The following is an 11,726-nucleotide window of genomic DNA, read 5'->3' on the forward strand; positions in this document are numbered from 1 at the left end:
CGTAGCTGTGCGTTTTTTGAAAAGCATGTCGAGCCAATCGACAGCGGGATAAACATACTTGTTGCTGCCTGCGTCGCCTCGTATGGTGGCTTCTGTATTTAATATTTTATTTTGAGAGAAGGGGAGCGGGCTTAACGGATCGCGGGTGATGGTTGCTTCGTTAAACAGCTTCATATAAGTGATAGGGTCGGCAAGCTGTAGTGTTTTGGCCGATTGTGAAATGGAATTTTCCAAACGTACGTTGATCTTGGCCTTACCAACCTTACCTTCTTTGGTGCTTACTAAAATTACACCGTTGGCACCGCGGGCACCGTAAAGAGCAGTAGCGCTCGCGTCTTTCAATATCGAAAAACTGGCGATATCATCAACCTGCAAACGGGCCAGATCAGATGTGGAAAGTTCAACGTTATCGATCAGGATAAGTGGGTCTTTTTTATAGCCGAACGTAGTTACACCGCGGATAAAGAAGCTGGAGTTATCCTGTCCCGGCTGGCCGCTTGGTTGAAAAGCAATGATACCTGCAACCTGGCCGGCAAGCGCATTGGTTAAGTTACTGGCAGGTATTTTCAGGTCGGCAGGTTTAACGGTGGTTACTGAACCTACTACTGCTTCTTTACGTTCTTTTTTACCGTAGGCTAATACCACAACCTCTTCGAGGCCGCGTTTAGATTCCTTAAGCACAATGTTTACCACCAGCTTACTGGCCGTAACGGTAAATGTTTGATCGATAAAAGTTACGTACGATACTTTAAGGATAGTACCGGGTTCGGCATCAATCACAAACTTACCGTTGATATCGGTAGTGGTACCCAGGTTTTTGCGGTTGGTGGCAATAATGTTTGCGCCTGCAATTTTCCCGCCAAGTGTGTCGGTCACGAGGCCGGTAATGGTTACTTTATTTTGCGCATGTGCAAATTGTGCCGAGCAAATAAAACTCAGCAGTAATAGTACAAAGCAATAAAAAACCGGTGCAGGCTTATTGGGATGCTTATGCTCCCGCCGGGTTTTGATTAATTGGTAAAATTCTTTCATGAAATTGGTTTGATAATGGTTTTTTGTTTTTGAGTTTGGTTTGGGTGTATTTGGTTTTTGACCCTTTAAATGCGAAGCAGGTAAAAGGTTTTAATAGTAATAGGTGTTTTGGCCATGTTTTGGGGTTTTTAAAATATGTTAAGTTGACATTTAAAAGTTTTGAAGTGCGTTTACAGCTTATTACTGTTGTTTGAAAAAAATCAATTGGTTAAAAAATAAATTACCTGGCACGTGTTCCCTTTGCTGTTTTTATTCTTATCGCTGTCAATTTTTAGATGGAGCGTATGTGAGCCTTTTTTAAGATCGGTACTGAAGGTTACGTACCATGGCAGGTAGATCCAGGAGCTAAACTCCGTGTACAGGTCCATCTTTTTTTCGGCACCGCCATCAATGCTATAGCTAATAATACCTGCGTCAGGACCGGACACAATGGCCATACCTATGGCAGTGCCGCTAAATGGCAATGTTAATGATGCACCGGGTTTGGTACCGATAAGCATTGGCTTGTGGACAAAGCCTTCGCGTGTACTTAGGTTATTATTTGGAGCCCAATCGGGGTTAATAGCCCAGCCGTCCAGGTTTTTTGCATTCTGGATGTTGTAATAGCGGCCATTATCAATATTGAATGCGTTAAGCGGCCCTGGTAATGGATTTGTTTTTGAAACGATAGCCTGCTGTTTGTCAAAGCAGGTATTGAGCAGGCTTTTTATAGAGGCAAAGTAAAGTTCCTGCCCGTAAATGGCCGGGTGCAGGTCTTTAAAATCATATTGCCATGAAAACTCATGGTTGTTGAGTTTGTCGGTAACTTCTTTAGCCAGATTGATAGATGGTAAACCATAATGTTCGGCAATAAGCTCATGGTTTTTTATTTGCAGCGGGGTTTTACCATTGTTATAATCCCTGATCTTATCCGGGTCAACAAACGACATCATCACAATATCCATTTGCGGATTGGCTTTTTTGGCATGCCTTACGATACCTTCTAAAGTCCGTAATTCGGTCAGGCTATCCAGGCCGTTTACGTTATCATTTACCGCAGCCTCCACAAATAACAGATCAACCCTGCCTGAATCCAGTACATCCCGCTGTAAGCGGAAAGCATGGGGTACACTACCCAGTGATGGGATCCCGGCCTGTATAAAATGAAAATTGGTAGCCGGAAAACGTTCGGTAAGGTAGCGGCTTATCTTTTCGCGCCAGCCGGGATTATAGGTGATAGATCCACCCAAAAAGGCTACTGTAGCATTTTTACCCGAATTGAATACGTTAAGACTGTTGGCCAGGCAGTTGCGGGTTGTAAAGTAATCGGTATATGGCAGCACTTTTTTTACCGGATAGCTATACCCCATGATCATATTGGCCCATTGCTCCGGGTGTTCAATAGGGAAGTGGTGCCCGTTCAGTTCCTGCGGACCGGCAGTTACCGGGTAGATCATTATCGGCCCACCTAAGGCAGTATAGCGTTGCGCAAGGATATTGGTGTTGTCAGCGTTGGGTACCACCTGGTCGTTTATACCTATGATATGCATTACAGGTACTTTAAAAGCTGCAAGACCATCAAGGTTATCAATTGGGTTGTCTTTATAATCAAGCGCCTGCTGCTCTGTAATGTGATATACCTGCTGTAGCTGTTTCCAAAGATTGGCATCGCCCGGGGCGCTCAGCTTGCCGCCTGGCCAGCTTTTGATATTGCAAACCGGGGCTTCATTGTAAATGCAACTAACTTTATCGGGGTTACGTTTGGCCCAGCCATATACATATAAACCACCGCGGCTTACACCCTCAAGGGCAACTTTAGCGTCAAAAGATTGTTTGGTGGTTAAATAGTTGTAGAATACATCCCATACCTGTAAAGCGTAGGGACTTCCATACTGGTCATCAACGTTTACAAATGCTATGTGAAAACCTTTAGTTAGCAGAATACTATCAATATCAGTATGCCAATCCGGAAATGAAGCCCGCCATACCCACGGATTACCTTCCAGCGGCTTTTTAGGATTTACGTAATAGGCTTTATGAGGGCCTATGGTGATATTAACGCGTTCAAATCCTTTCCAGTTATCGTTAACTGTATTTTGAATGGTATATACGGCTGGGGCATTGCCCGCAAGCCCATTTTCATGGTTTTGTGCTGAGGCAATACCGGCCGTGAACCCAAATAATAGCGTAATTAGTAAAGTTTTAATCATTCAGTATTGGTTATAGCAATTCCATTTCAAAAACTTCGTCCTTTTTTTGGATTGCTGTTTTCGATTAAAAAATGTTTGGTAAAAACCTTATTAGCTGTTGTTTATAATCAGGATAAAAATATGTAGGGTATTAACAATAAATTGCACTTAAATTGATTTGTTTCGATACTATTTTGACATCCTGCTTTTGATTTAGTGCTAAAAACGGCCATTTGAAACAATTTAGTTGTAATAAGTGTGTTTTCTACAACAAAATAATGCTGAAAAAGCTAAAAGTTGCGCAAAATTGTATTGGTAGGTTTGGTTAATAGTTCATTGTTGATGGTTCATGGCAGGGCCGCTAAAAACTTACGAAGTTTTTAAAACTTCGTAAGTTTGAAAGAGCCTGATCCTAATGCCCGATTACTGTCAGTAAAGGTTCTTCAGGCTCATCCGAATAAGCTTTATTCTTCACAACATAGCCCTTTATACCATAATAAAATACGTAAACATAACAAACAAGCGGTGCTATGAATGCCATTCTTATGCCCGAATTGTCTGATATTAAGCCCATTATCGGCGGGATGATAGCTCCGCCTACAACCCCCATAATAAGCAGTGATGAAGCAACCTTGGTATAATCGCCTATGTTTTTGATACTGAGCGTGAAAATGATAGGGTACATCACCGAGGTAAACAGCCCGACCATTGATAGTGAAATTATGGATACGTAACCGCCTGTAAGTACCGATACCAATATCAGCGCAAATGCACCGATACTACATATAGCAAGTACTTTATTGGGTTTAACCTGCTTAAGCAAAAATGCTCCAAATAAACGCCCGGCTAAAACCAGCGCCATATAAAGTGTGATAAACAGCGCCGACTTTTGTTCGGTAATACCTGTAATATTCAGCGATTTTGTATAGCGGATGATGAAACTTACCACGCCAACCTCGGCACCTAAATAGGCAAAAACCGCCAGTACACCCAAGATGGTATGCCTGAACTGAAATACCCCCGAAAGCTTTTGACGACTGTTACCCTCATGGATAACCGGCAGTTTCAAAAAATAAAGTACCACACAAAGGGCAATAAACAGCGCAGCCAGTGTAAGATAGGGAGGGATAACCAAATGCGCCTCGCCGCTTAAAAATGTTCTTAATTGTTCTGGGTTAAAGGATTGAATAAGGTTTGCAGAGATATCCTTTTCATGTAACAAAAATTTGGAGCCGATGAATGGCCCTATGGTAGCCCCCATTGAACCAACGGCAGCTGCCAGGCTTAACCGGCTTGATGCATGATCCGGATCGCCAAGTTTTGAAATGTAAGGGGTGGCTGTAACTTCCAATATAGCAAAACCCGATGCCATGGTGAATAATGCCAACAGGAATACAGGGTAAAACCGGGTAGCGGCAGCGGGGTAAAATATGGCAGCACCGATAGCAGCCAATATAAGCCCGGTAAGCATTCCTGCCCGATACCCCATTTTCTCAATAAAACGGCCGGCAGGCAAAGCCATCAAAAAATAAGCTCCAAAAAATGCCGACTGGATCAGCGACGATTGCAGATCGGATAACTGGCAGGCCCTTTTCAGGTGCGGGATAAGCACATCATTGATATTGCGGCTCAAATTCCAAAAAAACATCAGGCTCATTACTATTAGTAGTGGAGCCAGGTATTTCGATGCGTTACCGTTGGTTTTGTTCATGGTTAGTATCTTTTTTATCGTCTGTATCCTAATTCGGCACCACCGCTTACGGGCATGATGCAGCCGGTTACAAACCGTGCTGCGTCCGAAAGAAGGAAAACTGCAGCGTCGGCTACTACATCGCCCTCGGGGCAGTAGCCTAAAGCATGGATATCGTTCAGGTATTTTTCTATCGATCCGGGATCAGGCTGCTCGGCGGCCCATTGTTTAAGCAAGGGCGTCCATACACCCGCCGGCGAAATTGCGTTTACCCTGATACCGTATTGCGCGTAATCAAGTGCCATTGATTTGGTTAGTGCATTGATGCCACCTTTGGTTGCCGTATAAGCAGCATGCAGGCTTTGCCCAATATCGCCGGCCATACTGCTGGTATTTAAAATGCAGCCTTTTGATGCTTTGAGCAAATCGATGCCGTATTTGGTTGTCCAGAACAGGCTCTTCAAATTAATGTTCATGAGGGCATCCCACTCATCCTCTTCCGTTTCATCAACTGGTTTTGAGGGATGGGCAATTGCTGCGTTGTTATGGATGGCATCAAGCCTACCGTAATATTGTTGAATGGCATCAAAAGCGGCTTTTACATCGGCTGCCTTTGATACATCGCCCGGTATGCCCTCGTGGCTGCCGCCGAAATGGTCAAGCGCTTTATAAAGGGCACGCTCGTTAACATCCATTATAAAAACGGTTGCCCCCTCACGGATATAGGCTTCGGCACAGGCCAAACCAATGCCCGATGCGCCTCCGGTAATAAATATTACTTTGTTTAATAATTGGTCCATTTTTGGTTTTTAGGTGGTTATCAGGTCGCTGCTGTTGCCTGCTTCGGCAGGTACGGCGTAATAGCCCCCGCTAATGTTGGCCGGATTTTTAAAATATTTGGCCAAATGCGGTATGTGTTCCAAAAATAAGTTTTCGTGACCAATAGCCACATGGTTAAACAACACTAAATGCTGATGGATCTGCCCCATATCGCCAACGTGCGGCACCACCGGAATGTTGAATTTTTTTGCCAGCAGGCTAATCGTCAAAAATTCGGATACACCGCCAACCCGCACGCAATCAACCTGGCAAAAATCCATAGCCCCGGCCTGTAAAAAGTTTTTAAAAATGATCTTGTTAGGGATGTGTTCGCCGGCTGCAATTTTAAGCGGAGCAATTTCCTTAGCCAGTGTTTGATGGGCCAATACATCATCAGGGTGGGTGGGCTCCTCTATCCAATAAGGATTGATCGTGCTTAGCTCTTTACAAATGTAAATAGCTTGGGGCAGGTTCCATTTTTGGTTGGCATCAAGCATAATGGTTGTTTTGTTACCCGCTTCGGCACGTACCAGTTTTGCCCTGCGGATATCACGCTGCGGATCATTTGAGCCTACTTTTAGTTTCATGGCTGTAAATCCCCGGTCGATGGCGCGTGCTACGTTCTCTTTGATCTTCTCATCCGAATAGTTAAACCAGCCTACCGATGTATCATATGCCTTATAGCCGGTTTGGAGAACACTGTTGCGCAGCGTACGGCCTGTAAAATTTCCCTTTAAAATGTTTACTGCTTCTTCAACGGTCAATACATCTTCAAGATAATGCAGATCAAGCGTGGCCACCAGTTCTTTCGGACTCAGATCAAGCAATAATTTCCAGAGCGGTACCTGGCGGCTTTTAGCCCAAAGGTCAAAGCAGGCATTTACTATGGCTGCCAGGGCCAGCTGCATAACCCCTTTGTGCGGCCCCAGCCATCGGTAAGTAGGCGAATCAAGTATCGAACGGTAAACCGAACCGAAATCGGCCATAAGTTCTTCGATCTCTCGCCCTTTAAGTGTCTCAGAAAGGTATTGTATGGCTTTGCATACCAGGTCGTTACCGGCCCCGAGGGTGAACGCCAGGCCTATGCCTTTTATGCTGCTGCTGGTATGCAGTTCGCAAATGGCATAAGCATACTGGGTTGAATCGTTCACGGCATCAGATCCGGCGCCATTACCCAAATTAAAACGCTTGTCGGTAACTTCAATTTTATTAATGTACATGTAAGTAAATATATTTTGCAAATAGTTTCAGGCTGTTTCAACTGAAATAGCCATTGTAAAATCTTGTTTCCTGTGTTTATAAATCGGTTTATTATATCTTTTTGGATAAGATATGATATTGTAAAATTAGCGCCGTTTGAATTTTTGCTTTCACTTTAATTGACAACTTTCGATAGTATATTTGCTTATATTTAGCTTTTCTGTTCATATCTTGTTAAAATGAAACCAATTTTAGCCGTATTGTCTGATGGGGTACAGTCAGAAGACCTGTTTGTTGCCCGGGAAGTAAAGCTTCCTTTTTTTTCAAGTGAGTTTCATTTTCATGAAGAGTGTCAGTTGGTACACATTGTAAAAGGCTCGGGTAAACGCATCATCGGCGATCTGGTTGATTATTTTGAAAGCGGGGAACTTATTTTTCTTGGTTCAAACATTCCGCATGTTTGGCATAATACCCAGGAACAACCAAACGAGGATGATCCTGAAGCTTACGCGCATTCATTATCCATTCACTTCAATCCGTCAAAATTGCTGACCAATCTTTCGGCATTTGGTAACGTGCGCAAAGTGGAATCGTTTTTAAGTAAGGCACAAAGAGGGGTGGAGCTAAAGGGCAAAAGCCGGGATATGGTAATAAAACTGATGTACCAGATAGTGCAACAGGAAGGCTTGCAAAGGATCATCACGCTGCTTGAGATCCTTAATATTATGAGTGCAGATCCTGAGCATACTCTGTTGGCCAGTATTAACTATATTAATTACTATCAATATCATGACAGTAAGCGTATGGACCAGGTGTTTAAATATATTTTTGATAATTTCAGAGAGGATATTTCGCTGAATACCATTGCTGATATTGCCAACATGAACACTTTTGCATTTTGCAGATTTTTTAAGGCGCGTACGCAAAAGTCATTTACCCAGTTTGTAAATGAAACAAGAATAGGCTATGCCTGTAAACTGCTTAGCAATAAAGAAAACAGTATAACAGATATAGCCTATGAGTGCGGTTTTAATAACGTATCAAACTTTAACCGCTTTTTTAAAGTGATCAAACGGGTAAGCCCTCGCCAGTACCGGAACCAGATCCTTTCTTAGTTTACTGTTAATTTAAAGCATTCTTAAACCTGTTCACTGAACTATTAGCGGGCGTTGTTTCGGCCCATTTTATTTCATCGTTCATAAAATGCTCGGTACGACAGCCATTGTTGCGGATACTTTTTATAAAATCAAAATACAGGTCATTAAATACATATACGTTTTCTTTTAGTATAGCGTAATTGCTCAGTATAAAACCGAGCGTATTAACTTTAACTATGATCTGTTTTGAATCGTCGCACAGTTTAATGTGGCTTTTAATATTATTTACGACAGCGAGGTGATTGCTTACAGGCAAAGTGAGCTTGATTTTTAACCCGTCATAAAGCACTTTCATAAAAGGGGTAAACCCACCGTCCTGCTCGCTGTAAATGCGGCTTATTTCATTAAAAATATCCCTTGCCTTATCTTCATAACCCGATGCCAGGTATGACTCGGCCATGATAGTTTTCAATATCAATGAATACCCAGCGGAATAACCCTGGTATACTTTATTTAATCCATTAATAAATTTGGCTGTTTTATTGTGTTTTTGGCAAATGGTTGATGTGTATAATGCCAACAGGTAAACCACTTCGGTAAAGCCTTTTGAAACACCGGTATTTTGGACCGGATTAAAATAAAACTTCGTGATCTCGGTGAGCGATTCCTTTTTAATGATGCCGTACTTCAGATAAAACAGGATGGTTTCGATGCAATTTACCGGGTTGATAGGCAAATTTTGAAGCCCTTTTAAATTGTACTGTTTTAAATCGCCAAGGTGTTTTTCGATCTTTGTCAAATCAAGCTGTATCACACCAATCACGGCAAGGCAGGTTTTTATAAGTATTTGTTGCTGGGTTGATAAACGGAATTGCAAAAATGTTTCCAGCACCTCTTCATAGCCAATATCAATAAACTCAAGGCTGATGAAATAATTAAAGAAATCTTCGCTGCATACCTGTTTAAACAAATCCTCCATCCGTTCGCTCATCCGTGCGTTAACATGCTGGATCTTTAGCAATTCACCAATAAAACTTATGATCTCCGATTTTTCATTTGGAAGCAGCTGCACATTTAGCAGGGCTTTGAGCTCAAATCTGTAATCCTTATGTATGGCATTATAAATAAACCATTTTATGATAGGCAATTTCTTATCCCGGTTAAATACAAGGTCGGTTAAGTTCACCAGGTTATCATCAAATATATAATTGTTGTTATACATAAGTATCATGGCGAGGGCATAATCAAGGGTAGCTTCATCGGCCATTTTAACAATAAAGTTTAACTTGTTTTCGCGCGAAAGGTTCAATTCTTCAAGGATCCCTGCGTTGATCATTTCCTGGTAAGCAGATCCGTACTTTTTGATCAGCTCATAGATCTTTATTTTGCTAACCTCGTAGACTTTATTATCGGTATCCATCTGGTTAATGATGCCGGTGATGAGCAGCAATTTTTCAATGGCATAATGCCCTTTATAAACACTATGATAATAATTTGAGCTTACAAGATCATAATTGGTAAGGTCATTAAAATGGTTTAAACTAAAATTATCGCTATAGCGCTGGTAATAATACTGAAAGTATAAAGGATGGCTTAGTTTATCAATAATAGGTAAAGTTATATCATGCGCAATATTGGGGTTTATATTATCACAAAGTTTTTGGATTTCTTCGGATGTGAACAGCGGCACGTTAAGTTTTTGATTGCTATCCATCATAAAGCCGGTGAACCACATGTCGGGTTTGGCTATAACATCTTCCCTGAAGTTGCTCCAGGTTGATGAACGCATGGTCAATATAACTTTAAACCAGGGATATTTATGATACATGGCTATAATATCAGCCAGTTGATTAAATACAGTTTCGAAGGTATTATTCCTGAAATAAAATTCGTCAAAGCCGTCAATGATCAATATGAAACGGCCGTTAAAGTCTTCGGCTATTTCAGCCAGTGCCTCAAGGTCGTCATCGGGCGAGAGGCCGATAAGGCCCATCAGCCAATGGTTAAGGTGTATATTTTGGAGCGATGAATTGAGCGTATTGCCGTTAAAAAACAATATCAGGTCTTTTTCATCCTTTTGCATATTAGCTTTTATCAGATCCTTTACCCAGTGGCATAACCCAATTGTTTTGCCGTAGCCTGCCGGAGCAGTGAAAACGGTAGCCGTGTAAGGTTGCTGCATGAATATTGACAATTGCTCATCGATAAACTTTCGGGGTGTAGTATACTGAAACGGCATGCCCGAATGATTAACCTGGGTTTGCAACGTGAAATTGGTGATCCGTTCGGCTTTGGCTGTTATTTTGCCTGGCTTATATACATGGTTCTCCTTTTTTACAATCGTTTTTTGCCGGCTTTGGCAAAACGCGTCCCAACCGGTGTATCCACAAAACTCAGCAAGCGCGTTCATGGTGAACAACGACGGGGTGAACTTACTGTATGCAAATCCAAAGATCCGCTTCAGCGTAGTTTCACTAATGCTTTTTTGCGTTTTGTTGAATAACATTAATGATAAGGCCTTACAGTCGGCAGGGGTGATGTAAGCCATGCCCGCTTTTTCTGTTAGTTCTTTTTTTAATAAATCAAAATGATACGTCGAAAATAGATGCATCGGTATAGGTTTTAATAGGTGAATATATTAACGCTATAAGGTCAGTCAAACAAAATAGCACAAACTGTATTAGCAAAAATTCTTGATAACTTATATAATAAATCTTATAAAAGGTTAAGGTAACTCCCTGGGGTAACGGGAGATTGTTAATACATGGCTAAACAAATATTTTCAATATTTTGTTTAATCAATAATACGTATGTTAACTGGAAATAGATTTATATTTTATGAAAAATGATATTCCGTTAGGTTGTATTTTGTTAATGAATAAAATGAACAGAAAATGAATGGAGAAAACAGAATGAACAGATGTGGATGAATACTGAACAATATGGCTGGAATGGTTTTTAATGAATGAAAAGCCTTTTTTGTATTGCATAGGCTTGATTTAGCTTTACGAGGTCATTTCAAATATCTATGCCTTATGAGAAACCTCGCCTTTAACAAGAACGCTTCTTTAGTGTTATTTATTTTATTGGCATTGTTTAATATTAAATATGCGCATGCGCAACGGACATATGCCACATCCGAGCAACACGGTGCAACAGGTGTTGCCTGCGTAAACTGTACAGTGCTTAATTCTGCAAACGCGGCAGATGGTAATGTTCAAACATTCTCTTCCATAAATGTAACTGTTGGCGTAGCAGCACAAACCTACCAGGAGTTAATATTTCAAAGCGCAAAATCATCAGGTACCCCGGTCACTGTTAAATTAGGATCGGGTGATAAATTGTTGAGCCTTACAGCCCTTGGAGGGGTTTTCTTACAGGCATATAACGGAAATGCAGCTATCGGTAGCCCGGTAGCTGTCGCTACGTTGTTGACCGCATTAAGTAATAATAACCAGGTTGAGGTAAGTATAACACCGGCCCAGGCTTATGACCGGATCAGGGTAACAGTTAACGGTGGCTTAGCAGGTGTCTTGGCAAATACTTACTTGTATGATGCTTTTACAACCGGTACGGGAGCCGGCATTTGCGGTTTGGCTGTGGATGAATTGCATGGTATATCATCGGCTTTACTTGGTTTGGGTGCTGACGTAGGAGGCGTAGCAAATCCTCAGAACGCCATCGACGGTAATATTAATACAGCATCCACCTTAAATGCAG

The 11,726-nt window shown here is 41.7% G+C and carries 8 protein-coding genes; 2 read left to right on the plus strand and 6 right to left on the minus strand.

Features of this window, described 5'->3' with window-relative positions; all coding sequences use genetic code 11:
• From VF500_RS05220 to VF500_RS05240, 5 genes are all read right to left on the minus strand, one after another.
• On the minus strand, positions 1-1,032 hold a 1,032-nt coding region (locus tag VF500_RS05220; protein ID WP_330858660.1), incomplete at its 3' end, for a TonB-dependent receptor plug domain-containing protein.
• 200 nt (positions 1,033-1,232) lie between these two features.
• Positions 1,233-3,221, minus strand: a complete 1,989-nt coding sequence (locus tag VF500_RS05225) for an SGNH/GDSL hydrolase family protein (protein WP_330858661.1) — start codon at positions 3,219-3,221, stop codon at positions 1,233-1,235.
• Positions 3,222-3,612: 391 nt separating this feature from the next.
• Complete coding sequence (fucP, locus tag VF500_RS05230; RefSeq protein ID WP_330858662.1) at positions 3,613-4,911, minus strand: L-fucose:H+ symporter permease; 1,299 nt, start codon at positions 4,909-4,911, stop codon at positions 3,613-3,615.
• A 14-nt stretch (positions 4,912-4,925) separates the two neighbouring features.
• Entirely contained in the window at positions 4,926-5,690 is a 765-nt protein-coding gene (locus VF500_RS05235) for an SDR family oxidoreductase (protein WP_330858663.1), read from the minus strand.
• Between the two features lie 9 nt (positions 5,691-5,699).
• Positions 5,700-6,929: an enolase C-terminal domain-like protein gene (locus VF500_RS05240; RefSeq protein ID WP_330858664.1), complete on the minus strand. Its 1,230-nt coding sequence runs from the start codon at positions 6,927-6,929 to the stop codon at positions 5,700-5,702.
• Positions 6,930-7,148: 219 nt separating this feature from the next.
• On the opposite strand from VF500_RS05240, the gene VF500_RS05245 reads away from it, so the two are divergent.
• A complete protein-coding gene (locus VF500_RS05245) occupies positions 7,149-8,024 on the plus strand; it encodes an AraC family transcriptional regulator (RefSeq protein ID WP_330858665.1) in 876 nt (291 codons plus the stop codon).
• 7 nt (positions 8,025-8,031) lie between these two features.
• On the opposite strand, the gene VF500_RS05250 is transcribed toward VF500_RS05245, so the two are convergent.
• Positions 8,032-10,617 carry an NACHT domain-containing protein gene (locus VF500_RS05250; protein WP_330858666.1) on the minus strand — a complete coding sequence of 862 codons (2,586 nt, stop codon included), beginning with the start codon at positions 10,615-10,617 and terminating at the stop codon, positions 8,032-8,034.
• Positions 10,618-11,041: 424 nt separating this feature from the next.
• Between VF500_RS05250 and VF500_RS05255 the strand changes: the two genes are divergently transcribed.
• A partial coding sequence (locus VF500_RS05255; protein ID WP_330858667.1) for a hypothetical protein occupies positions 11,042-11,726 on the plus strand: 685 nt, incomplete at its 3' end.

Origin of the sequence: Mucilaginibacter sp. (assembly GCF_036383575.1) — a bacterium.
In the GTDB taxonomy this organism is placed as follows: Bacteria; Bacteroidota; Bacteroidia; order Sphingobacteriales; family Sphingobacteriaceae; genus Mucilaginibacter.

Bases quoted from the DNA above. Each gene is read 5' to 3' on its own strand.
- VF500_RS05245 (WP_330858665.1), top strand. From the start codon at position 7,149: ATGAAACCAATTTTAGCCGTATTGTCTGATGGGGTACAGTCAGAAGAC.
- VF500_RS05250 (WP_330858666.1), bottom strand. From the start codon at position 10,617: ATGCATCTATTTTCGACGTATCATTTTGATTTATTAAAAAAAGAACTA.
- fucP (WP_330858662.1), bottom strand. From the start codon at position 4,911: ATGAACAAAACCAACGGTAACGCATCGAAATACCTGGCTCCACTACTA.
- VF500_RS05240 (WP_330858664.1), bottom strand. From the start codon at position 6,929: ATGTACATTAATAAAATTGAAGTTACCGACAAGCGTTTTAATTTGGGT.
- VF500_RS05235 (WP_330858663.1), bottom strand. From the start codon at position 5,690: ATGGACCAATTATTAAACAAAGTAATATTTATTACCGGAGGCGCATCG.
- VF500_RS05225 (WP_330858661.1), bottom strand. From the start codon at position 3,221: ATGATTAAAACTTTACTAATTACGCTATTATTTGGGTTCACGGCCGGT.